The sequence below is a fragment of the Parabacteroides sp. KHUB-03 genome, assembly GCF_056640975.1.
In genome coordinates this window covers 1,674,442-1,699,497 of sequence record NZ_CM153257.1, presented here as the reverse complement: position 1 = coordinate 1,699,497, position 25,056 = coordinate 1,674,442, and the positions used below count along the sequence as shown (strand labels likewise).

The 25,056-nt window shown below is 39.9% G+C and carries 23 protein-coding genes and 3 tRNA genes; 9 read left to right on the top strand and 17 right to left on the bottom strand.

Annotation, left to right across the window (positions count from 1 at the left end; all coding sequences use genetic code 11):
• Nucleotides 1-10: 10 nt before the first annotated feature.
• The 4 genes from dnaN to rpmB all read right to left on the bottom strand — a co-directional run bounded on the left by dnaN (nt 11) and on the right by rpmB (nt 1,958).
• A complete protein-coding gene (dnaN, locus tag ACYIB7_RS07325; RefSeq protein ID WP_103982346.1) occupies nt 11-1,135 on the bottom strand; it encodes a DNA polymerase III subunit beta in 1,125 nt (374 codons plus the stop codon).
• 208 nt (nt 1,136-1,343) lie between these two features.
• Entirely contained in the window at nt 1,344-1,496 is a 153-nt protein-coding gene (locus ACYIB7_RS07320; RefSeq protein ID WP_099465773.1) for a DUF4295 domain-containing protein, read from the bottom strand.
• Between the two features lie 16 nt (nt 1,497-1,512).
• On the bottom strand, nt 1,513-1,701 hold the full coding sequence (gene rpmG / locus ACYIB7_RS07315; protein ID WP_007657199.1) for a 50S ribosomal protein L33: 189 nt from the start codon (nt 1,699-1,701) through the stop codon (nt 1,513-1,515).
• 17 nt (nt 1,702-1,718) lie between these two features.
• Nucleotides 1,719-1,958 (bottom strand): 50S ribosomal protein L28, encoded by a 240-nt coding sequence (gene rpmB, locus ACYIB7_RS07310; RefSeq protein ID WP_099465774.1) that lies wholly within the window; start codon nt 1,956-1,958, stop codon nt 1,719-1,721.
• Nucleotides 1,959-2,272: 314 nt separating this feature from the next.
• Between rpmB and ACYIB7_RS07305 the strand changes: the two genes are divergently transcribed.
• The 9 genes from ACYIB7_RS07305 to ACYIB7_RS07265 all read left to right on the top strand — a co-directional run bounded on the left by ACYIB7_RS07305 (nt 2,273) and on the right by ACYIB7_RS07265 (nt 12,227).
• Entirely contained in the window at nt 2,273-2,875 is a 603-nt protein-coding gene (locus ACYIB7_RS07305; RefSeq protein ID WP_480338417.1) for a nitroreductase family protein, read from the top strand.
• A gap of 141 nt (nt 2,876-3,016) precedes the next feature.
• Nucleotides 3,017-4,366 (top strand): dihydrolipoyl dehydrogenase, encoded by a 1,350-nt coding sequence (lpdA, locus tag ACYIB7_RS07300; RefSeq protein WP_480338416.1) that lies wholly within the window; start codon nt 3,017-3,019, stop codon nt 4,364-4,366.
• On the top strand, nt 4,366-5,094 hold the full coding sequence (locus ACYIB7_RS07295) for a lipoate--protein ligase family protein (RefSeq protein ID WP_103982343.1): 729 nt from the start codon (nt 4,366-4,368) through the stop codon (nt 5,092-5,094). The genes lpdA and ACYIB7_RS07295 overlap by 1 nt, the downstream gene beginning before the upstream one ends.
• 111 nt (nt 5,095-5,205) lie before the next feature.
• Nucleotides 5,206-6,552, top strand: a complete 1,347-nt coding sequence (locus ACYIB7_RS07290) for a dihydrolipoamide acetyltransferase family protein (protein ID WP_480338415.1) — start codon at nt 5,206-5,208, stop codon at nt 6,550-6,552.
• Between the two features lie 21 nt (nt 6,553-6,573).
• Entirely contained in the window at nt 6,574-8,607 is a 2,034-nt protein-coding gene (locus tag ACYIB7_RS07285; protein WP_103982341.1) for an alpha-ketoacid dehydrogenase subunit alpha/beta, read from the top strand.
• 27 nt (nt 8,608-8,634) lie between these two features.
• Nucleotides 8,635-9,174, top strand: a complete 540-nt coding sequence (locus ACYIB7_RS07280; protein WP_480338414.1) for a flavodoxin — start codon at nt 8,635-8,637, stop codon at nt 9,172-9,174.
• 165 nt (nt 9,175-9,339) lie between these two features.
• On the top strand, nt 9,340-9,912 hold the full coding sequence (locus ACYIB7_RS07275) for a DNA-3-methyladenine glycosylase I (protein WP_480338413.1): 573 nt from the start codon (nt 9,340-9,342) through the stop codon (nt 9,910-9,912).
• 166 nt (nt 9,913-10,078) lie between these two features.
• Nucleotides 10,079-10,975, top strand: a complete 897-nt coding sequence (locus ACYIB7_RS07270) for a hypothetical protein (RefSeq protein ID WP_103982338.1) — start codon at nt 10,079-10,081, stop codon at nt 10,973-10,975.
• The gene (locus tag ACYIB7_RS07265) at nt 10,968-12,227 is read left to right on the top strand and encodes an HAD-IA family hydrolase (protein WP_480338412.1); all 1,260 of its coding nucleotides are present in this window, start codon (nt 10,968-10,970) and stop codon (nt 12,225-12,227) included. The genes ACYIB7_RS07270 and ACYIB7_RS07265 overlap by 8 nt, the downstream gene beginning before the upstream one ends.
• Before the next feature lie 230 nt (nt 12,228-12,457).
• Here the strand turns inward: ACYIB7_RS07265 and ACYIB7_RS07260 are convergent, their stop codons facing one another.
• From ACYIB7_RS07260 to ACYIB7_RS07200, 13 genes are all read right to left on the bottom strand, one after another.
• Nucleotides 12,458-12,868: a hypothetical protein gene (locus ACYIB7_RS07260; RefSeq protein ID WP_103982336.1), complete on the bottom strand. Its 411-nt coding sequence runs from the start codon at nt 12,866-12,868 to the stop codon at nt 12,458-12,460.
• A 468-nt stretch (nt 12,869-13,336) separates the two neighbouring features.
• A tRNA-Leu gene (locus ACYIB7_RS07255) sits at nt 13,337-13,420 on the bottom strand.
• A gap of 15 nt (nt 13,421-13,435) precedes the next feature.
• Nucleotides 13,436-13,519 (bottom strand) — tRNA-Leu (locus ACYIB7_RS07250).
• A 48-nt stretch (nt 13,520-13,567) separates the two neighbouring features.
• Nucleotides 13,568-13,640, bottom strand: a tRNA-Gly gene (locus ACYIB7_RS07245).
• 96 nt (nt 13,641-13,736) lie between these two features.
• A complete protein-coding gene (locus tag ACYIB7_RS07240) occupies nt 13,737-14,558 on the bottom strand; it encodes a purine nucleoside phosphorylase I, inosine and guanosine-specific (protein WP_103982335.1) in 822 nt (273 codons plus the stop codon).
• A 41-nt stretch (nt 14,559-14,599) separates the two neighbouring features.
• A complete protein-coding gene (locus ACYIB7_RS07235; protein WP_103982334.1) occupies nt 14,600-15,856 on the bottom strand; it encodes an amidohydrolase in 1,257 nt (418 codons plus the stop codon).
• Between the two features lie 6 nt (nt 15,857-15,862).
• A complete protein-coding gene (locus tag ACYIB7_RS07230) occupies nt 15,863-17,179 on the bottom strand; it encodes a DEAD/DEAH box helicase (protein ID WP_480338410.1) in 1,317 nt (438 codons plus the stop codon).
• Between the two features lie 3 nt (nt 17,180-17,182).
• Complete coding sequence (locus ACYIB7_RS07225) at nt 17,183-17,827, bottom strand: chloramphenicol acetyltransferase (RefSeq protein ID WP_480338409.1); 645 nt, start codon at nt 17,825-17,827, stop codon at nt 17,183-17,185.
• A gap of 11 nt (nt 17,828-17,838) precedes the next feature.
• A complete protein-coding gene (locus ACYIB7_RS07220) occupies nt 17,839-19,194 on the bottom strand; it encodes a dipeptidase (protein WP_480338408.1) in 1,356 nt (451 codons plus the stop codon).
• Nucleotides 19,195-19,517: 323 nt separating this feature from the next.
• Nucleotides 19,518-19,898, bottom strand: a complete 381-nt coding sequence (locus ACYIB7_RS07215) for a GtrA family protein (protein WP_103982519.1) — start codon at nt 19,896-19,898, stop codon at nt 19,518-19,520.
• A 174-nt stretch (nt 19,899-20,072) separates the two neighbouring features.
• Entirely contained in the window at nt 20,073-21,416 is a 1,344-nt protein-coding gene (locus tag ACYIB7_RS07210; protein ID WP_099462847.1) for a citrate/2-methylcitrate synthase, read from the bottom strand.
• A gap of 18 nt (nt 21,417-21,434) precedes the next feature.
• Entirely contained in the window at nt 21,435-22,694 is a 1,260-nt protein-coding gene (gene icd / locus ACYIB7_RS07205; RefSeq protein WP_103982331.1) for an NADP-dependent isocitrate dehydrogenase, read from the bottom strand.
• Nucleotides 22,695-22,709: 15 nt separating this feature from the next.
• A complete protein-coding gene (locus tag ACYIB7_RS07200; RefSeq protein ID WP_480338407.1) occupies nt 22,710-24,959 on the bottom strand; it encodes an aconitate hydratase in 2,250 nt (749 codons plus the stop codon).
• Between the last annotated feature and the right edge of the window lie 97 nt (nt 24,960-25,056).

Sequence of the window (25,056 nt, the reverse complement as noted above, 5' to 3'; positions counted from 1 at the left end):
TCTATCTTTATTAATCATTCAACATCATTGGCATAAGCAACATCAGCAGGTCTTCATCTTCTTCATTTTCTGAAGGAACAATCAAGCCTGCACGTGAAGGATCAGCCAATTCCAATATGACTTCTGCCGAATTGATATTACTTAATATTTCTATCAAGTAGGTAGCTTTGAAACCGATGTTCAAGTCTGTCCCATCAAACTGGCAAGCAATCTTTTCCTCTGCAGAAGTCGAAAAATCAATATCTTGTGCAGATACAATCATTTCTCCTCCTTTTAATTGTAGCTTTACTAAACTACTTGCCGGATTTGAAAATACAGAAACACGTTTTAATGCATTCAGGAATGATACGCGGTCTATCGTAACTTTAAATGGATTTTCCTGCGGGATAACGCTGTTATAGTTTGGATAACGACCTTCTATCAAACGGCAAACCATTTCAAAATTAGAACAGTTCACATAAGCATTATTATCGTCAAACTTAATAGTCACAGCCTCCGTTTCCTTAGACAGCAAACCTTTCAATAAATTTGCGGGCTTTTTAGGCAATATAAAAGATGCCCTTTCCGGTGATTTCACCGACAAGTTACGAAGACGAACCAATTTATGACCGTCCGAAGCAACAAATGTCAAATCATCTGTATGGATATCGAAATAAACACCGTTCATCACCGGACGAAGTTCATCGTCTGCTGTTGCAAATAAAGAACGTCCAATACCATTCAAAAGCGTTTGAGCATCCATAGAAACAGAAATTGCATTTTCATTCAAAGGTTTCTGCAATGGATAAGTATCGCCTTTCTGACCAATAAAATTATACTTACCATTCTGGAAATGAATAAAAATTTCCAGGTTTTCATCATTTATATCAAATGTAAGCGGTTGCTCCGGCAGTTCTTTTAATGGATCTAGCAAAATCTTGGCAGATACGGCAAAAAGACCATTACCCTGTGCATTCATCACTTCAACAGAAGTTACCAGACGAGTCTCTGCATCAGAAGCCGTCATTGTAAGTTTATTTCCTTCCAAATTGAATAGAAAACTATCCAGGATAGGTAGAGAATTCTTAGATGCGATAACCTTACTTATAGACTGTAAACGGGATAATAGCGCAGTGCTGGATACATCAAATCTCATAGCTTTTAAATTTATCTGTTATTATTATTGTCTAAACAAAATATACAAATGATCACTATACAGAAAAATAACATCCGTGTATAGCCGAACAAAATTAAAAAAATATTTCATTCATAGCTACTCTATACTTTTAAAAGTTTCAGTATAAAAAAAGAGCCTCTTCCCTTTAAACGGAGAAGAAGCTCTTTTCATCTGCTTTACGCCTATATTACTTAGCGAAATAATCTTTTACTGCTTCATTCGGAATCATTTCTTCCTGAAAAATGTAAGCACCTGTTTTTGGAGACTTAACCATTTTAATCACCTTTGAGAAGGTACGGCCGTCACCTTTTTTAAATGTTGCAACTGCTTTTTTTGCCATCGTTTAAAATCTCCTATTACTTAATTTCTTTGTGTAATGTCATTTTCTTCAGGATCGGGTTATATTTCATCAATTCCAATCTCTGAGTTGTATTTTTTCTGTTCTTTGTGGTAATATATCTTGAAGTACCCGGCATACCACTTTCCTTATGTTCGGTACATTCCATAATAACTTGAACTCTGTTACCTTTTGCTTTCTTTGCCATTTTTCAACTCCTCCAAATTAAGCGTTTAAATAACCTTTTTCTGCCGCCATTTTAATTGCTGCATCCAAACCAACCTTGTTAATAGTACGCAAGCCTGCAGCTGAAATATTCAGGCTAACCCAACAATCTTGTTCTACCCAATAGAACTTCTTAGTAAACAGGTTCACATCAAATTTACGTTTCGTTCTTCTTTTAGAGTGTGAAACGTTGTTGCCAACCATTGCTTTCTTTCCGGTAATTTGACAAATTTTAGACATCTCTTTTTATATTACATGTAATGATTCAAAAATACTCCTTTCGCAATCAGGGCGCAAAGTAAAGCATAAATATCAATCTATGCAAATTTTCACTCCTTAAATGCACGACAAACCTCCATTTCCGAACTAGCATCACGAACAGACTGGGAGATTAATTATGTAACCGCTTATACGTTACGGGGTGCAAAGATATAAATTTATTCTATTTGCTAATAGAAAACAGCTAAAAAAACTAATATTTATTTTCGAAACAAATAAAGCAAGGTCTTTGTTTTTATTACAGATAACATAAAAACAACATAATACATATAACCATGGTACGAAATTTTAAAGAAGCAATTAAGAACCGTAGAAGCTACTACGGACTAAAAAACAGTTCCTCAATAACAGACGGTGAAATCAAAGAAATTATCGAATTTGTAGTTACTCATACACCATCTGCTTTCAATTCCCAATCTACAAGAACGGCACTTTTACTTGGTGAAAACCATAAAAAGCTATGGCAAATAACGAAAGATATTTTGAAAAAGCTATTACCCGAAGAAGCTTTTAAAGCAACAGAATCAAAAATTAACAATTCATTTGAATCAGGATACGGAACAATCTTGTTTTATGAAGATATGTCCGTAGTAGAGCATTTACAAAAATCATTTCCTACCTACAAGGATAATTTTCCTATCTGGTCTTATCAAACTTCAGGAATGCACCAATTTGCAATCTGGACTTTACTTGAAGACAATGGTTTAGGAGCATCTTTACAGCATTACAACCCGCTTATTGACGAGGCGGTAGCAAAAGAATGGAATATTAATCCCGATTGGAAACTGATGGCGGAAATGCCTTTCGGCATTCCGGCGGAAACTCCTGCGGAAAAACAATTCAGTCCTTTAGATAAAAGAGTTATAATATACAAATAGTCTATATATAGTCGCTACTATGACTTTTCGAAACCATAACGATAATTTTCCAAAATCATAACGATGAATCAAAAAAATCATAGTTATGACTATATGTAATTTCGGTTGCCCTGGCAGACGATAAATAAATAAGAATAAATCATGGAATTTGATATAGCAATTATCGGAGGCGGACCGGCCGGCTATACAGCCGCGGAAAGAGCTTCCGAAAATGGATTAAAGACAATCCTTTTTGAAAAAAAAGAAGTAGGCGGTGTCTGTCTGAATGAGGGATGTATACCGACAAAAACATTACTCTATTCGGCTAAGCTTTTAGATCATATAAAAGGTTCGGCTAAATACGGAATCCTGGCAGACAACAATCCGGGTTTTGATTTAGGTAAAATCATCGGACGTAAAAACAAAACCGTAAAGAAACTGGTATTAGGTGTCAAATCACGACTTACCGGAAACGGAGTAACTATCGTGCAAGGAGAAGCTCATATTTCAGGAGAAGAATCAAACAATATCCTGATTCATTGCGGAGAAAACAATTACAGAGTAAAGAATCTATTGCTTTGTACAGGTTCGGAAACCGTTATCCCTCCGATCAAAGGTTTTTCGGATATTGATTACTGGACTTCCCGCGAAGCACTCGATATAAAAGAATTGCCCCAATCTCTTGCCATCATCGGTGGTGGAGTTATAGGCATGGAGTTTGCTTCGTTTTTTAATAGTATGGGAGTAAAAGTAAAAGTTATCGAAATGCTACCGGAAATTTTAGGTAATATGGATAAAGAAGCTTCCGCCATGCTCCGGTCCGAATATAATAAAAAGGGAATCGAATTCTTTCTAAACACAAAAGTAACAGAAGTATCTCCCGGTAAAATAACAGTGGAAAAAGACGGGCAAATTTCGGATATTGATGCCGAAAAGATATTGGTAAGCGTCGGACGTAAAGCCGTTACGAACGGTTTAGGTTTAGAAACCCTGAACGTAGAACTTTCCCCCAAAGGAGTCAAAGTAAACGAATACATGCAGACCTCCCATCCCAACGTATATGCATCAGGAGACATTACCGGATTTTCGATGCTGGCACATACAGCCTACAGGGAAGCGGAAGTAGCCATTCATCATATACTTGGTATCGAAGACCGGATGAGCTATAATGCTATTCCGGCTGTTGTTTATACCAATCCGGAAGTTGCCAGCGTAGGAAAAACTGAAGAAGAATTAATTGCTTCCGGGCAAAATTACCGGGTTCGCAAAATTCCAATGACCTATTCCGGACGGTATATGGCAGAAAATGAAGGAGGTGCGGGCTTATGCAAATTATTGACTGACGATACCGACCGGATTATAGGATGCCATCTGGTAGGAAATCCTGCATCCGAGATCATTGTAACTGCCGGTATTGCGGTCGAAAAAGGTTATACGACCGAAGAGTTTGAAAAAAGTATTTTTCCTCATCCAACCGTAGGAGAAGTCATTCACGAAAGTTTATATATATAATGTTGTGCATTTACAATACATCTACAGACCCTTATTTCAATCTGGCTGCAGAGGAATATCTTTTCTCTACGTCTGCTGATGATATCTTCATGCTTTGGCAGAACGAACCGTCAGTCATAATCGGAAAGCATCAGGATGTATGGTCGGAGATCAATATGGCTCTGGCAAATGAACAACGAATTAAAATAGCAAGACGGTTTTCCGGAGGAGGTGCAGTCTACCACGATCTGGGGAACCTGAATCTTACTTTCATTCAAAATAACACATGCCCTGATTTTACGTTTTTTACCGGTCAAATCATAGATTTTTTGTCTACATTCGGAATCAATGCAGTTCCGGATGTAAGACAAGGTTTAACTGTAAATAACCTGAAAATATCAGGTAGTGCACAATATATAAGAAAAGGACGGATTATACATCACGCAACTTTGCTCTTTTCATCCGACCTGGATGTATTGAACAAGATATTGGATGTTCCGGAAAAACAGATCAACACCGGTAAACAACACAAATATTCCGTTTCATCCGTAAAAAGTGAAGTCACTAACCTATCCACCCTCCTTCCTTCTTATTGGTCAATCAAAGAATTTAAACAAAAGGCAATTAACTATTTCGGTGGAAATAGTAAAACTGGCACTATCTATTCGTTTAATAAAAACGATCTGATAAATATTGAACGTTTAAGAGATGAAAAATATGCTAAAACAAGCTGGAATATAAACACTTAAGCTATGCAAAACATAACATTCTGCCTCTTTCGTTTGTTTTAAAATAGGGGAAGATGATTCAGGCAAAATATACGGAATCCTACCCAACAACTATATAAATCATGTAAACGTATGGCTCTATTTGAAATAAAAATGCCCAAACTGGGTGAAAGCATAACAGAAGGCACCATCATAGCTTGGTCTGTTAAAGTAGGCGACAATGTCCAGGAAGACGATGTCCTTTTTGAAGTAAGTACAGCAAAAGTAAGTGCTGAAATTCCTTCGCCTGTAGCAGGAAAAGTGGCTGAAATCCTTTTTAATGAGGGCGACACTGTTGCTGTAGGCATTGTTGTTGCTAAAATTCAACTGAAAGGTGAAGGAGAAGAAAGCAACTCGGGTTCTCCTATTCAGGAAAAAGAAGCTCCGAAAGCAAACAATACAGAAACTAACTCAACGGAATCCGGACAAAATAAACCGGCAACAGCAACAAACGTGACCATTTCATCAGGAAAAATAACGAACGAAGATGACCGTTGGTACTCTCCCGTTGTTCTGCAAATTGCAAAAGAAGCTCATCTGTCCAAAGAGGAACTCGACCAAGTTCCCGGTAGTGGATATTTGGGACGATTAAGCAAAAAAGATATCAAAGAGTATGTTGAACGGAAAAAGAACGGAAAAGAAAATGCACCGGCAAAATCGGTAGAACCGGTAACATCGAAAGCAACACCTGCTCCACAGAGTACTGCAACTGCCGCTCCTAGTCCTAATATACCTGTCTCTAGCGAAGATAAGGTAATAGAAATGGATCGGGTACGCCGTATCATAGCGGATCATATGGTTCTTTCCAAGAAAGTATCACCGCATGTTACAAGTGTTATCGAAGTAGATGTAACAAAGTTGGTAAAATGGCGTGATCGTACTAAAGATAATTTCTTCAAACGCGAAAATGTTAAGCTAACTTATATGCCGGCTATTACAGAAGCGACTGCTAAAGCATTAGCTGAATATCCATTACTAAATTCATCTGTAGATAGTTACAAAATCATATTAAAGAAACACATAAACATTGGAGTAGCTGTGTCTCTAAACGATGGCAACCTGATCGTTCCTGTCATACAGGATGCAGACAAGCTAAATTTAAACGGATTGGCCGTTAAAATAGACACTCTGGCCACTCAGGCAAGAGATAACAAATTATCTCCTGACAATATTCAAGGCGGAACATTCACTATTACAAATTTCGGTACGTTTAAAAGTTTATTCGGAACTCCGATTATCAACCAACCTCAGGTAGCAATCCTGGCAGTAGGATATATTGAGAAAAAGCCGGCAGTTGTCGAGACACCGGAAGGAGACACAATTGCGATCCGTCATAAGATGTACTTATCCCTTTCTTATGACCACCGTATCGTAGACGGCGCTTTAGCCGGTGCTTTCTTACGCTACATTGCCGATTATCTGGAAAACTGGAACAATTAATTATCCGTTAATGACATAAATATGAAAAAGTACGATATAAATAACACAGACAAAGAAACTTTAGGTAAATGGTATTACCTGATGACTCTTGGACGAGCCCTTGATGAAAAAGCTCCATCTTACCTCCTGCAATCACTTGGCTGGTCTTATCACGCTCCATATGCCGGGCATGATGGCATACAATTGGCAATGGGACAAATATTCCATAAAGGTGAAGATTTTTTCTTCCCTTATTACCGCGATATGCTGGCTGTTCTTTCAGCCGGAATGACGCCTGAAGAAATTATTCTGAATGGTATTTCAAAAGCAACAGATCTTACAAGCGGAGGCCGGCACATGTCAAACCATTTTAGTAAAATGGAATGGCATATCGAGAATGTTTCTTCCGCAACCGGCACACACGATCTGCATGCTGCTGGAGTTGCGCGTGCCATGGTTTATTACAATCATAAAGGAATAGCGATGACTTCACACGGTGAATCCGCTACTTCGGAAGGTTATGTATATGAAGCCATCAATGGTGCAAGTAATGAAAGACTACCGGTTATCTTCGTCATACAAGATAACGGATATGGTATTTCTGTTCCTAAAAAAGATCAAACAGCCAACCGGAAAGTGGCCGATAATTTCTCGGGGTTCAAAAACCTAAAAATCATTCATTGTAACGGAAAGGACGTTTTCGATTCTATGAATGCAATGACAGAAGCACGCGAATATGCAATAGAACACCGTACCCCGGTCATTGTCCAGGCAAACTGTGTCCGTATCGGTTCCCATTCCAACTCGGATAAACATACTTTATACCGCGATGAAAACGAACTGGCTTACGTAAAAGCCGCCGACCCGTTGTACAAATTCCGCCGGATGTTGCTGCGGTACAAACGTTTTACAGAAGATGAGTTAAAAGAGATCGAAGCTAAAGCTAAAAAAGACCTCAGTGCAGCCAACCGTAAAGCATTAGCTGCCCCTGACCCCGATCCTTCAACCGTATCGAAGTATGTTCTCCCCGATCCGTACCAACCTACAAAATATCCGGATGGAAACCCCAAGCAGGATGGAGAAAAAGAGACGATGGTTACGGCTTTAAATAAAACATTAAAAGCCGAATTCCGCCATAATCCCAACACATTCTTATGGGGACAAGACATCGCCAATAAAGAAAAAGGCGGTGTATTCAATATCAGTAAAGGTATGCAACAGGAATTCGGAGAAAAACGGGTTTTCAACGCTCCTATTGCCGAAGATTATATTGTAGGAACAGCCAACGGCATGTGTCGCTTCGATCCTAAAATACATGTAGTAATAGAAGGTGCTGAGTTTGCCGATTACTTCTGGCCTGCTGTCGAGCAATATGTAGAGTGTACACACGAATATTGGAGAAGTAACGGACAATTTACACCCAATATCACTTTGCGGCTGGCATCCGGAGGTTACATTGGGGGCGGATTATATCATTCCCAGACCATAGAAGGAGCATTAGCTTCTTTGCCCGGTGCAAGAATCGTCTATCCATCGTTTGCTGATGACGCTGCAGGTCTGTTGCGAACAAGTATCCGATCTAAAGGGTTTACTTTGTTTCTGGAACCAAAAGCCCAGTATAATTCAATAGAAGCTGCTTCTTTTGTGCCCGACGACTACGAAGTCGCGTTCGGTAAAGCCAAAATACGCAGACCGGGAAATGATCTCAGTATCATTACTTACGGAAATACAACCCATCTTTGTCTGAATGTTGCCGAACAACTGTCAAAAGAACATGGGTGGAATGCCGAAGTAATAGACCTGCGTTCATTAATACCATTGGATAAAGAGACAATCTTTGCCTCTGTCAAGAAAACAAGCAAAGTTTTGATTGTACACGAAGATAAAGTATTTGCCGGTTTCGGTGCCGAGGTTGCCAGTATTTTAGGAACAGAAATGTTCCGGTACCTGGATGCTCCTATCCGGCGCGTAGGTGCATTATTCACTCCGGTAGGTTTTCATCCCGTACTGGAAAAGGCAATCCTACCGGGTGAAGAACAAATATACAAAGCAGCAAAAGATTTGCTTGAATACTAGAATATCAACTTGTAAATCAGAAATAAAATGAAAATAGGATTATTCTATGCTACCGGAACTCATAAAACGGCGTCCGTTGCCCGGAAAATACAACAGGAATTCGGAGAAAACATAGTAGATATCATCCCCATCGAAAATGCTTCCCAAAAAGACTTCGAAGCTTATAGCCATATCATAGCCGGCTCTTCTACCTGGTTTGATGGCGAGTTGCCTTCTTATTGGGATGAAATATTGCCTGAATTATCTACTTTGGATTTAAGCAAGAAGAAAGTGGCAATTTTCGGATTAGGAGATCAGAAAGGTTACCCCGACAATTTTGCCGATGGAATCGGGATATTAGCAAACGAATTTCTATCCAGAGGTGCAATATTAATAGGTGAGACTTCTCCCGAAGGCTATACATTCAATCAATCCCAAGCACTAAGAAACGATAAATTCCTTGGTTTGGTACTCGACATTGAAAATCAGCCCAAACAAACTGACGAACGTATAAAAGGATGGGTAAAACAATTAAAAGAAGAATTCAAAGAGAATAAAACAGGACCTAAGGATAGCTTTATTTGCTAATTTATAAAAACAAAAAATCCATATAATTAACTCAGAATCAAAACTTCCGAATTAGTTATATGGATATGGTATTAAACATGTTTTGCATCAAAAATATAACTTTATTTGGTGGTTACCAATATGAATATTACTTTTACATTAAACGGTACACAAATAAATAGCATTATGCAAGATATAGTAAATGGACGCTGCGGTTGGTGCGGAACCGACGAACTGTATATGAAATACCACGACGAAGAGTGGGGAGTATTGGTAACCGACGACAAAACTCTATTTGAGTTTCTTGTACTGGAAAGTGCTCAAGCCGGATTAAGTTGGATAACTATCCTCAGAAAGCGGGAAGGTTATCGCAAAGCCTTTTGCAATTTCGATGCCGAGCGGGTCGCACAAATGACCGATGAAGATGTTGAGCGCTTGATGCAGTTTGACGGCATTGTGAAAAACCGCTTGAAAATTAAATCGACCATCACCAACGCAAGACTATTTCTTGCGCTGCAAAAGGAGTTCGGTAGTTTTTACAACTACACACTTTCATTCTTTCCCGACAGAAAACCGATTATCAATACCGTTCAATCATTGAGCGAGATTCCGGTATCTTCTCCCGAATCCGATGCAATGAGTAAGGATATGAAAAAACGTGGATTCAAATTCTTTGGAACAACAATTTGCTATGCCCACTTACAAGCTTCAGGATTTATCAACGACCACTTGACAGGTTGTATTTGCCACAAAAGATGAATAACAATATGATTTTCCCATAATAAGCCTAAGACAAACAAAAAAAATTGCATAATTTGTTTTTATATTTATTAATTATATATTTACGAATATAATAATTATTGCCTATTTATCACTTTATTTTTTTGGTCTTGCTAACTGGTTTTAACAAACACACATTACTATTATGGAAGATATTAATAAGAAAAACAAAAGATTAATAATCGCAGCCTATACGATTTTAGTACTTATAGCTATTGGAACAGGTTATTTGGCTTATGAGAAAAAAATCCCTGATTTTACTTCATTTTTTTGGGGAATATCATCTAGCTTCATTGCTACAGTATTTCTCTATACAATCCTAAAGTTTTTTCTTGTTAATTCTGATGATGTTGTAATTAAAAGAATTGATGACATTCAAAAGGAAAAACTGATATCAGATGAAAAGCTTATTCATAGAATAGATGAGATGATGTCATCAAAGATTATGCCTTTGAGCTATAATATTAATGAAGCAGAATCGTTATCAAAATTCTTCAAATCCATTAATTTAGAAAAAACCGATTCCATCTATTTAACAGGTTACAGTATGGCCCACGTATTCCAACAACACAGAAATGATTTTATCGAAATACTCAATAGGAAAATAGAAGTTAAAGTTCTGCTGATAGATCCTGATAGCACCGCAGGGCAACTAATGAAAGAGCGGGTAGGTCCTACCCATATTGTAGGCGGACCACATAGGCGAACATTGAGATATATTGATGAAATTAACGATTCAGTTTCCAACAACTCAAAAATAATAGTCAGTAAGATGTCTTGGATTCCTAGCTGTTCGCTAATATTAACCAAAAATTCCAGGGAAGACTACTTTACATTAATGATCGGAGTCAATGGTTTTAATCTGAACAATGCGAATAAACAAGCTCCCCGTCGATTGTATTCTGTGATCAATTCAACATTTAAAGATGAAAAAATAGCTTTTTATCAATCTAATTTCGAATACTTATGGGAAGAAAATTCAGGGAATATATACCAGGACATAAAACAATATATAAAACAATACTCAAATATATATGAATAAGTTTGCTTTTGTATTAGTTGGAGGAATTTGCAGTGGAAAAAGTACTTTTGCCAACAAACTAGAAAAAACAGGTGACTTCTTCATTGTTTCAAAGGATAAGTGTATCTATGAAAGTGATATGTTATGCCGCGAACATATTTTCAAATCATGGGAAGAGGTACGAGAAGAACATATCAATAATCTAAATGGCAAAAATGTTATACTTGATGAAACACTGAGAATAGGCAAACTTGATAAAATTAAAGAAAAAGGATATACAATCATTGCCGTCTTACTGGAAAAAGACAGAACTATTCGCGAAAAGAGGTTGTTGCAGCGGAATGCATTAAACAAACAATATCTTTTGGAATTATCAAGAATTGCAAATATTGATTTTCATTTATGTAGTCAGGAAGTTCGTAGGAACTATTGGCGTGATAAGCATTTCCGTGATTCGATTCCCCAAAAAGAACAAACTCAATTTGATGAAATATTAAAGAAACTATATTTACTCGGCTCTACTTTTATTAAAGACGAGGAACCCAATCCGGTATGTTATAATCAGATTGATTACATCATAAATGCAGAAGATATAGACGTTGATAATGGAGTTGAGATTTCAGATATCATAAAAAAGTGTACATCATATCATGAATATAAGAAGCAATGGGCAAAAAAAATCAAATTCTGTATTTGGGATGTTGGTGGAGTCTTCTATCATTATTCACTTGAAAAGCTAAGTCAATGGTGTTCTCAAAAAACTATTGACTACCCAAAGTGGGAAAGTCTTAAAGGGACATTCAGTTTCAATGATTATATGTTAGGCATTATTACCTTTGATGAGTTATGTGTAAACATTTGTCAATACTATAGTATTCCATATTTGCCAGAATATAATTCACAGATCAAACAATGCCTGGAAATGGGCGTTGGAGAAGTATACTCTGAAACAGAGGAAGCTATTAAGTATTTAAAGAAGAAAGGAATAGTTAATTGTGTACTTTCTAATGCTTTACCTATTTTAGCAGACGATGGCAATTACCCTGAACTAATTGATTCGGAACATAGATTTTATTCATTTATTTTTCAGAGACTAAAACCTGACAATGATATTTACAAAATGATGCAAAATAAACTCAATACACCATTCGAAAATATGATTTTCATAGATGATAAAAAACGTAATATAGATGCAGCTATCGAGCTCGGAATTTATTCTATTCTTTATCAGCAGGAAAATATTAAAGATGCTATAAAGAAAATATTCGAATAATATACAGTCTCTATGAATGGTGGATGAAAAACAATTTACAAAATTATATTTGTCGAATTTTAAATCATTCTTTGGCTTCTCTAAAAGAAAGATACGTGTATTTAATATATTTGACAAAACTCGTAACTAATTCAGATGCGTTTCTTTTCCTTATTGATGAGTGTTTAGCATACACTGAATATAAATCTTCATGGGAGAATCTTTTTTACTTTCGGAATTCCGGATATCGGTCATTTTTTTAGATCGGAAAATAATCCATATAGTAGCATTTTCCCACCAAGGAGAAATGAAACACCGATTAGGATGGATCCAGCAACGATCAGTTGAATCGCTTCCGTATCAGTCTTTGTTGGAAATTCCATATATTCGGATAGCAATGCCAAAAACATATATATTGATCCCAAAGTAAACAGCAACCCTAGTAAAAGACGACTCCACAGTATCTTTTTGAAAAGTTGCATGATTAGTAATGTTACAATAGTCAGGGAAAATAAAATCATAAATATATTTACAATATGCCAACTAGCAGATAAACTATGAAAATTACTACAAGTCAGTAAAGCAAAGAGGATGATATACCAAATCTCAGGTAAAGAATCTATGAATCTTTTGGACCAAATTTTAATAATTAAGATGTTCATAAATAATTGTGTTTAATGGTTATATTTAAATAACGATCAAGGATTTTTTTTAGTATAATCTGTATTCAAGTTTATTTTGTTGAACAGGAAACAGACCTAATGATCATACGTAGTTTGTCGATATGAAAGGATCTGTAGATTATCTTAATAAGGTTCGTTTTATTTTTATTCAGTAAACATATCCCCTAATCCACAAATAAAAATAGGCTTCTTTTTTAAGGGATGGTAGTCTTGTTACGTAAGTTTACAAATAAATGAAACCGTAATGGCTACTACGGCACTTCTTGCTGGTTGGATTAATTACTTGTCAAGCTTTACAGTCTTTTCAATAAGGTTACTTTTTTATTTATCATCATAATCATTGTTTAGATATTCCCCCCCCGCAGTCACATAATTAAGGCTGGCTGAATTTGATTTTTCCGTAACCACAACAGAATATACTGCAAATCAAACAAATAGATAAGTTAGTGCGCAGGATGAGACTCGAACTCACACGCCGGAACCGGCACTACCCCCTCAAAGTAGCGTGTCTACCAATTTCACCACCTGCGCGTCAATTAAATGCGGTGCCCAGAACAGGACTCGAACCTGCACGATCGCAAAACCACTCGCACCTGAAACGAGCGCGTCTACCAATTCCGCCACCTGGGCATTCATTACAATTGAAAGGATGATCTCATTCACTCCTGCTATCTTGGGAGCGGAAGACGGGACTCGAACCCGCGACCCTAACCTTGGCAAGGTTATGCTCTACCAACTGAGCTACTTCCGCGATAACGGGTGCAAAGATAGGGGTAATTTTCAATTATCCAAAAGAACAATACAATTTTTTCATGCCTTTTATTCCCATCCGTACCCGTTGAAATGACTATATTCTAGCAACCAATTCTTTAAATAAAACAGTCATTACAGAAGCTGCTCTATCTGCTGCCTTAATAACATCGGTGCCATCATTCACGAAGTCATCGGCAAAATGATAACCTTCGTTTGTGATAACAGACATACCGAATACACGTATACCTGCGTGACGAGCAACTATTACTTCGGGAACCGTACTCATACCGATAGCGTCACCTCCCACTTTACCATAACAAGCGTATTCCGAGGGAGTTTCATACGAAGGACCTGTCAGGCCTACATAAACGCCTTTCTTCAACGGAATGTTATGCAATGTGGCAATCTCCTCCATATAACCTATAAATTCGCGGTCATATGCACGGGTCATATCAGGGAAGCGCGTGCCGAACTGTTCATTATTAGGTCCTATAAGCGGATTCGGCATCATATTGATATGATCCCGGATAATCATCAGATCGCCCACTTTAAATGTATTATTGATACCTCCGGCTGCATTTGACACTAACAGGTTCTCTATCCCCAACAGTTTCATTACGCGGACAGGAAAGGTTACCTGCTGCATTGTGTAACCTTCATAATAATGAAAACGTCCCTGCATGGCCAACACCAGCTTTCCACCCAATTTTCCACATATAAGATTTCCTTTATGTCCGGTAGCCGTAGAGCTCATAAAGTTAGGAATCTCCTTATAAGGAATAACCGTAGCCTCCTCTATCTGATCGGCTAGCGAACCTAGCCCACTGCCTAAAATAATAGCTGTTTTCGGATTCCCTACGATGCGGGATGCCAGATAAGCTGCCGTTTCATCGTATAAATCATTCATTTTATCCATAGTTGCCTCCTATTATATATCTGTTTTATTTTCAATGCTTTTCATCGCGACATCAAGTTATAAGCAATCCGCGCTGTCTGTTCCATTATCTCGTCCTCACCCGGAACTTTTTTATTTTCCATCAAAACTTTACCATTACAAATAACCGTATCTACGCAACTGCCATTGGCTGCATAAACCAGATTAGACACGAAGTTAAAGTTCGGCGTAAATGCAGGAATACGCAGGTCTATCAGATTCAAATCTGCCAAATACCTCTCTTTCACACGTCCGGCTTTTATACCTAATATAGAAGCTCCCTGTTCGGTTGCAGCATCCAGCATCTCCGCCGCAGTAAGAGCCTCCGGGTCTTTTCTCCAGGCTTTTCCAAGCAATGAAGCTAATTTCATAGCTTCTATCATATCCAGATTATTGGAAGATGAACAACCATCGGTGCCCAAACCAACTGCAATGCCCGCTTCTTTCATCTCCTTAAACTGGAAATGAATACCGGAAGCCAGTTTCATATTCGATGCCGGGTTGTGAACCACCTTTACCCCATGATCTGCCAGCATCCTGATTTCATCTTTATCCACATATATGCCGTGAGCAATCACCAAGCGGGGAGAAAGTATTCCCAATTTATATAAATAACGTACAGGCGTGAGACCGAATTGTTTGACCGAATTGGTCACCTCCTCTTCTGTTTCTGCCAGATGCAAATGGATCAGCACATTTCGTTCGGCCGAAAATTGATCTATCCACCTCAGAAGTTCGCCCGAAACAGTATAAATAGCATGTGGCCCGATTGCATATTTAATTCGATCGCCATACACATCCATATCCGAATACAGCTTTAGATTATGCGCCTTGCATTTCTCTGCCTGTTCCGGCTCGAAATGATCGAAGCAAACACCCGAAACGACGGCCCGTATTCCCATCTCTTCGACAGCATCAGCCGTTGCACGAAACTTATGATACATATCAAAGAAGCTGGTTGTGCCACTCTTTATCATCTCCAGACAAGCCAGTTTAGCTCCCCAGTAAACGTCCTCGCGGTTCATCTTTGCTTCATTCGGCCAAATCTTCTGTTCAAGCCAAGGCATCAGTGGCATATCATCGCCATACCCCCGGAAAAGAGTCATCGCCGCATGTGTATGTGCATTCACAAAACCGGGCACTACGGCCTTCTTCGTACCATCTATCACCCTATCGGCCGTAACAACCAAGTCTTTTCCAATCTGCTTTATATATTTGCCCTCAACATAAATATCCGTTTCAACGCCATCCAGGTAAACGTTCTTAATCAACAAATTCATAGGTCATCAATTAAATTTAGCTTTCATATTTTTAATCTTTTCATCGCGGATTCGCACTAACAAAGCCGATAGCTTGTCTCGCCTTACCGCAGCAAAGGCACAACTCTCCTTCACCTCTACCACACCCAGATCGTCTTTCTCCAATCCGCCTTTCTGAAACAGGAAACCAACCACATCCTTTTTGCTCAGTTTATCACGCTTGCCGCGATTGATCGTAAGTGTTACCCATTCAGGACGCACCGGTTTCTTTGTTCTCTCAGGAAGAAAGAATTCGTCCGGTTCACGCACGATGTATTCGGGTACAGACTCTATTTCATTCAGTATGATGAAAGCATTCCCTTCCGCATTCATTCGGGCCGTACGTCCGTTTCTATGAATATAAGCCTCCTCATTCACCGGCAAGTGATAATGGATCACATGCTTTACTTCCGGAATATCCAAACCTCTGGCAGCCAGATCGGTCGAGACAAACACAGTAGCGCTTCCATTGCGGAAGTGCGAGAGTGCTCTCTCCCGCTCGGGTTGCTCCATTCCACCGTGAAAATAATCATTCTCCACTCCCATCTCCGTCAGGTAATTGCTTACGCGCTCCACCGCTTCACGAAGGTTGCAGAATACCAATGCAGATTCGCCATTCAGCTCGCCCAGTAATTTATACAACGTTTCCAGTTTATCTTTTACAGGCGACTTCACTATCCGGACAGTAAGACCTTTGACCTGCTTCTCTTCCGTAAGAAAAGATAAACGAACCGGAGCCGTTATTCCAGTAAACGGCGGAATTTCCACCGAAGCCGTAGCAGATGTCAATACTCGTCTCCGTACACCAGACAGATGCGCCAATATTTCCTTCATCTCCGAAAGGAATCCCAATTCCAACGATTTATCGAACTCATCCAGAATAAGCGTTCTCACCGTATCTAAATCAATATTTCCACGCTCAATATGATCGAGAATGCGTCCCGGCGTACCAATAAGAACCGTAGGCGGATGCTCCAGGCTTTTCTTTTCCGTCCTCAACGGATGTCCACCGTAACAACAGTTTACCTTATAACCCGAACCCATCGAGCGAAATACCGTCTCTATCTGCAAAGCCAATTCACGCGACGGGGCAATGATTAATGCTTGTATTTTCTTTTCTTCGTCTGTCAGTGTAGTAAGCAATGGCAGTAAGAATGCCAACGTCTTACCCGACCCTGTGGGACTGAGCAAAACCATATCTTTACTTGTACCTGCATCCAATACAGCCTGCTGCATCTCATTCAATGCCTCAATGCCGGTATTCGTCAGCGCACGTACGACTCTTTCATCTTTCTTTATTTCCATATATTACTTCAGATATTGTTCTACCCGTTTATAAAAATCGGCTATATGAACGCCGTCCACAAAACTATGGTTTACATACAAGGCAATCGGAATTACCAGATTGCCTCCTCTCATAACAGCTTTTCCAACATTCAGCAACGGATAATTGTTGCCAAACTTATGATGTTGCGTATGCGTCATAGACGTAAAGAATAGATCCGGCGTTGCACTTACCAGGATAACATTATACCGGTCATCCTCTGATGCCCCGTTTTCAGCAGCATACGGATCACCGTCTTCCGGAATATTCCGAATGATAGAGGAGGCTTCGGCATGAAACGCTTCAAAGTCTTCTATCCAGGGAATGCGGACTGTAAAGAACTTGCCGTTGTCATTCATTTTGATCGGTGCTAGCGCATCTACTTTATCATAAAATAAAACCTGCTCCCGGTCGTCAAACCGGAACCTTAACTCCTTTATCTCGTTTACCGCACGAAGTATGGCATACAGGTAATGCAAAAAGAAAGACCGGCCGTTTGCCTTTGCTCTTTCTTTTGCCATTTCACACTCTACCTCGGAAGTCACGGAGATGCAAGGATTGATAAAATCCCGGAAGAATTGGTAATTATCCCTCCGTTCCCAGGTTTCAATATCGATAATCTGCTTCATTAATTGAATACTTATTTAAACTCCTTATAAAACCGGGCTACAGCCTCTATACCTTTATAGAATATATCCAACCGGCAACTTTCATTCGGTGAATGGATAGCGTTTTGCTCCAAACCGAATCCCATCAAAACAGTCTTTATACCCAATATTTGTTCAAAAGTAGATATAATAGGTATGCTTCCTCCCCGGCGAACGGCCAGCGGTTTCATGCAGAAAGCAATGCCTACGGCCTTTTCGGCTGCCTGGTAAGCAGGCATATCAATCGGGCAGACATAGCCTTGTCCGCCGTGGCTTGGCGTAACTTTAACCGTCACATAATCCGGAGCTACACGAGCCATATATTCTTCAAACATCCGCGAAATCTTCTCATGATCCTGATGCGGAACCAGGCGGCAGGAAACCTTGGCAAATGCTTTTGATGGCAAAACCGTCTTGCTACCCTCACCTGTATAACCACCCCAGATACCGCAAATATCGAAAGACGGACGGCAACTGTTACGCTCAAGCGTAGAATATCCCTTTTCACCGGACAAAGCCTTCACTCCGATAGCTTCCATATATTTCTTTTCGTCAAAAGGAATCCGGGCAATCATTTCGCGCTCTGCCGCAGAAACTTCTTCTACATCGTCATAAAAGCCGGGGATAGTTATACGTCCGTCTGCATCCGTAATATCAGCCATCAGCTTACACAACACATTTATCGGATTGGCTACCGCACCTCCGAAATGCCCCGAATGCAAATCACGGTTTGGCCCCGTTACCTCCACTTCCCAATAGGCCAGGCCACGCAAACCGGTCGTCAGCGAAGGTGTTTCGGCACTTATCATGCTTGTATCAGACACCAGTATCACATCCGCCTTCAACAACCCCTTGTTCTTTCGGCAAAAAGATTCCAAACTGGGCGAACCTATTTCTTCTTCCCCTTCAAAGATGAACTTTACGTTGCAATGCAGAAGATCATTTTTCAAAGCTGTTTCAAAGCCTTTCACCTGGATCATTCCCTGCCCTTTATCATCGTCCGCACCACGGGCCCAGATACGGCCGTCGCGTAATTCGGGTTCAAAAGGGTTGCTTTTCCACAATTCCAATGGCTCGGCAGGCATTACGTCATAATGGGCATATACCAAAACAGTTTTAGCTTCCGGTGAAATCATCTTTTCGCCATAAACCACCGGATTGCCGTCTGTTGGCATCACAACTGCCTTATCTGCACCCGAAGCCAGCAGGAGTTCTGTCCATCTTTGTGCACAGACCTGCATATCCGGTTTATTTTCATGTTTTGCACTGATCGACGGAATACGTATCAACGAGAACAATTCATCCAGAAAACGGTCTTTATTAGACTCAATATAAGTTTTAACCGACATAGTATTTTACTTTTAGTTTTTTGTCAAAGATAGCTCCTTTGCGCCTATTCTGCAACAGGCACTCTTCAAAATATAAACAATCCGTTTAATTCTTTTCACCGGACATTTTAATAAAAAGGTACTATACATTTATTCTTTTGACCCGGGTCGAAATTAAATTTCACCTGGGTCAAAATTAATTTTAAGCTAGGACAAAATCAATTTTCAGCCAGGTAAAAAGAATAAAAAGTCCTGAACTTTTTTCTAAATTATACGATGTTTTAAATCAGGGAAAAGGATATCCGCAACTTTAACCGGAAAGTATTCAAAGTCAACACATATGGTTAGTGCCTGAACGTAATCTTTTTATTCATCATAAAGTTAACAGCTCCATACACAAAAAGTCCAAGGAACTGAGCCAAATATTCGTTCACGTCTGCAACTTCAACCATCATTAAAAGGGAAAGAAACTGGGCGCCGTATGCACATCCGAAAGCGACCATAAACAAAGGGATTTCTTTTTTAAATTGTCCGTTGCCTGAAGAAAAAATCCAATACTTACTCCAAAAGAAATTATTTATTAAGGCAGCCACATAGCCGGCAACATTTGACCATAAATAATTGCAATCCAGCACATCCATCAATACTCCAATTACAATAGCTGTAATTAAAGCATTTAATGTTCCTACCAAAACAAAACGAAGAACACGTACAGATTCTTTCATACACACAATTATTTGTTTTATTCTGCTGCTCTTAACAGCAAAACAACTGCAAAGATAAGAAAGCCAAAACAAATACGCATACAATACAAGAAAAAGAAAACTGCCGTTTTCCTGCGAATGGAACAACGGCAGTTTATCAATACTCATTTTATAAAGAGCAGCACCCTAATTTTTTCAGCGTTCGTTAAGCGAGGTATAAACTTGCTCGTCAAGTACGTTTTTGTATGCCGGACGAATGATACGCTTTCCTTCAAAGTTAAGTTCTTCAATGCGGTGAGCTGTCCAACCTACAATACGCGACATGGCAAACAACGGTGTATAAATTTCCTGTGGAAGCCCTATCATTTCATATACGAAGCCCGAATAGAAATCTACGTTAGATGAAACACGCTTCTTTGTTCCTTTATGCTTGGCAAAACATTCAATGGCACGTTCCTCCAGTAATTCAAGAAATGCAAATTCTTCTTCACGTCCTTTTTCTTTAGCCAGTTCGCGAGCTAATTCTTTCAATACGATCGCACGAGGATCGGAAATCGTATAAACAGCATGGCCGATACCATAAATCAAACCGGTCTTATTATAAGCTTCCTTGTTTAGCATACGCATAAAATAGGTATCGATTTCATCCACATTTTTCCAGTCGGCAATATGTTCTTTCAGATGATTGAACATATCTACGACCTGTATGTTTGCACCTCCATGCAACGGGCCTTTCAGCGAACCGATACCGGCAGCTATGGCAGAATAGGTATCTGTCCCTGTAGAACTGGTTACACGTACGGTAAATGTAGAGTTGTTACCGCCGCCATGTTCGGCCTGTAACACAAGCAATAAATCCAGTGTACGGGCATCCAGGTCGGTAAAATCGCGTTTCAACATGTGAAGGAAGTTTTCCGCAATAGAAAGATTCTCATGCGGATGACGGATGTGTAACGAACGTCCTTGCGTACTATGGCGGAAGATATTATAGGCATAAGCTATTATCGTAGGAAACTTAGAGATTAGCTCGATAGATTGGCGCATCAGGTTATCGCGCGAGGTATCTTCGGGATTCGGATCGAAAGTGTACATTTCCAATACACTACGAGCCAGAATATTCATGATGTTCTGACCTTCCAGATCCAGAATATTCATCTTTGTCTTCTGCTCTAAAGGCATATTATCATTGATCAGCTCTCTAAAAGAGCTCAATTCTTCTTTATCGGGAAGCCTACCCGACAACATCAGAAAAGCAACTTCTTCAAACCCAAAGCGTTTTTCCTTAATAAGTGCATGTGCAATATCTTCGACATCATATCCTCTATAGAACAGTTTACCGGGAATAGCTTTCAGGCCACCTTCAGGAAGGCGTTCATATCCTACTACGTTACCGATTTTAGTTAATCCTACCAATACACCGGTTCCGTCTTCATTACGTAAGCCACGTTTCACATTATACATCGGGAATAACTCATTATCTATTTTACACGCGCCTCTTGCCTCTTCCGATAATTTATAAATAAGATATTCTTTCTTCATTGCGATACTATTTTAATATTATAAAAGTGATATTATAAGTTCACCAAATTCTTTGGTGCCAAGAGATTTACCGCCAGGCATAAAACGAGCCAGATCGTAAGTTGCTTCTCCCTTCTCAAATGCTTTTTCCAAAGCCGAAGTGATAAGTGAAGCCGCCTCATTCCATCCCATATATTCCAACATCATTACCGAAGAGAGCAATAAGGACGATGGATTCACAATATTTTTACCTGCAATAGTAGGAGCCGTACCATGAGTCGCTTCAAAAATAGCATGTCCGCTTACATAGTTGATATTTGCCCCCGGAGCGATTCCGATTCCGCCTACCATAGCTGCCAGCTGGTCAGATATATAATCTCCATTCAGGTTCAGGGTAGCAATAACCGAGTATTCTTCCGGAATCAGCAATGTGTTTTGCAAGAAAGCATCAGCAATGACGTCTTTTATAATCAGCTTTCCTGCCTTAGACGCTTCAGCTAAAGCTATTTCGGCTTCCTCCTCTCCTTTTTCCTTCTTAATCTTTTCGTACTGTGGCCAGGTAAAAGTCTGACCGGCAAACTCGCGTTCGGCTAATGCATATCCCCAGAGCTTAAACCCGCCTTCGGTGAACTTCATTATATTACCTTTATGAACCAGTGTCACACTTGGCAAATGATTTGTTAAGGCATATTCGATAGCTGCGCGTACCAAACGTTCGGTACCTTCTATAGATACCGGTTTCACTCCAAACGAGGAAGTCTGGGGAAAACGAATCTTCTTTACTCCCATTTCATCGGTCAAAAACTTCAAAAACTTTTGAGCTTCGGGTGTGCCTTGCTGCCATTCGATCCCTGCATAAATATCTTCGGTGTTTTCGCGAAAGATATACATATCCACTTTCTGCGGTTCCTTTACAGGAGAAACTACTCCTTTAAACCACCGGACCGGACGAAGGCATACATATAAATCTAATGTCTGGCGAAGTGCCACATTCAATGAACGGATACCTCCGCCAATAGGCGTTGTAAGCGGTCCTTTTATTCCCACCATATATTCGGTGAATGCATTCATTGTCTCATCAGGAAGCCAGTTGCCTGTTTTAGCAAATGCCTTTCCACCGGCCAAAACCTCTTTCCAATGAATTGCACGTTTACCATTATAGGCCTTTGCTATAGCAGCATTCACAATCTTCTGACTTACAGGAGTAATCTCCGAGCCTACACCATCGCCCTCTATATAAGGAATTACCACCTGATCGGGTACAATCAAACGGTCTTTTTGCTTTGTTATCTTGTCCATACTATTCTATTTAGATTATTCGTGTGCCGCATTCAGTGCAGAACCTGCCTTAAACCATTTTATCTGTAATTCATTATAGGTATGATGTACAGGGAAAGATTCTTCGGAACCATCCGAATGACGAAGTACGGCAATTAAAGGTTTACCCGGAGCAAAAGCATCTAAACCGGTAATTGATATTTTGTCATCTTCTCGGATCTTATTATAGTCATCCTTATCGGCAAAGGTCAGGGCAAGCATACCTTGCTTCTTCAGATTTGTTTCATGAATACGGGCAAAGCTTTTCGCCAAGATTACTTTTACATTCAGAAAACGCGGTTCCATCGCTGCATGTTCGCGCGATGAGCCTTCCCCGTAATTTTCTTCGGCTACAACAATAGACGAAATATCTTCTTTCTTATATTGCTTGGCAACAGCCGACACAGCATCATACATACCATCCAGCTGATTCAAAACATAATTCGTTTTACCATTAAATGCATTCACCGCACCCATCAACATATTATCGGATATATTTTCCAGATGACCACGGAAACGGAGCCAAGGACCAGCCATCGAAATATGGTCGGTTGTACATTTACCTTCCACCTTAATAAGTAACGGCATATCCAACAAGTCGGCACCATTCCAGGGAGCAAACGGTTCCAATACCTGTAAACGGCAAGATTCCGCATTGATTTTTACCTCATCCGACGAAGCAAAGGGAGCGATAAAGCCGTTATCCTCTACCGCAAAGCCTCTGGCAGGGAAATCCATTCCCTGAGGTTCTTTTAATTTTACTTCGCGGCCATCTTCAGTCTTTAACGTGTCTTTAAGAGGATTGAAACACAAATCACCAGCAATAGTCAGCGCTAAAGTCAACTCGGGAGAAGCCACAAAAGCATGTGTATTCGGGTTGCCATCTGCGCGCTTTGCAAAGTTGCGGTTGAAAGAGGTTACAATAGAATTCTTCCGGGTATTATCGTCCGTATGACGTTTCCACTGTCCAATACATGGTCCACAAGCATTCGCCATTATTACTGCACCTATACGTTCAAAGTCTCCTATAATACCATCCCGTTCCGCCGTATATCGAATCTGCTCGGAACCCGGATTAATGATCAGCGGGGCAGCAACAGGAATCTTATCTTCATACGCCTGACGGGCAATCGAAGCTGCCCGGCTCAAATCCTGATATGAGGAATTGGTACAAGAACCGATCAATCCGACTTCCATTTTACGAGGATAGCCGTTTTCTATTACTTTAGCGGCAAACTCTGAAATAGGAGTTGCTGCATCCGGAGTAAAAGGACCATTAATGTATGGTTCCAGTTCAGAAAGGTTAATCACTATCACGCGATCATAATACATATCAGGATTAGCACGTACATCCTCGTCGGCCTCCAGATACGATGAAATCGCTTCCGCTTTAACTGCAATACCTTCACGACCGGTTGCCCGCAAATAAGCAGCCATATTATTATCGAACGGAAAAAGAGAAGTAGTTGCTCCTACTTCAGCGCCCATATTACAGATAGTTGCCTTTCCGGTTGCCGACAAAGAAGATGCTCCAGAACCAAAATATTCAATAATTGCGTTTGTTCCGCCCTTTACCGTTAATATACCAGCCAGTTTAAGAATCACATCCTTGGGAGAAGCCCAACCATTCAACCGTCCGGTCAGTTTAACGCCAATCAATTTTGGCATCTTCAATTCCCACTCCATACCAGTCATCACGTCTACAGCATCAGCACCTCCAACTCCGATAGCAACCATCCCTAATCCTCCGGCATTTGGCGTATGCGAATCCGTACCCACCATCATTCCTCCGGGAAAAGCGTAGTTTTCTAAAACCACCTGATGGATAATACCTGCACCCGGCTTCCAAAAACCGATGCCATATTTACCCGATACTGTCTTAAGGAAATCATATACTTCACGGTTTCCATCGGTTGCTGTCTGTATATCAGCTTTTGCACCAATGTTAGCTTGTATAAGATGATCGCAATGCACAGTAGCCGGCACTACAGATCTGTCTTTTCCTGCATTCATAAATTGCAACAATGCCATCTGTGCTGTAGCATCTTGCATTGCTACGCGGTCGGGACGGAAGTTTACATAGTCTTCACCCCGTTTGTAAAGACGTACGGAATGTTCATCATATAAATGAGCATAAAGGATTTTTTCGGCCAAAGTCATCGGACGGCCTAAACTTTTCCGTGCGCTATCTACCCGTTTTGGGAATTTGGAATAGAACTCTTCCAGCATTTCAATATCTTGCACCATATTTTGTAGTTTTTAGATTATCAAACACCTTATCTGCAGGCTTTTTACAAATATATTAAATAGTATAATTGCTTTCATTTGAAAATGTCTATGAGAA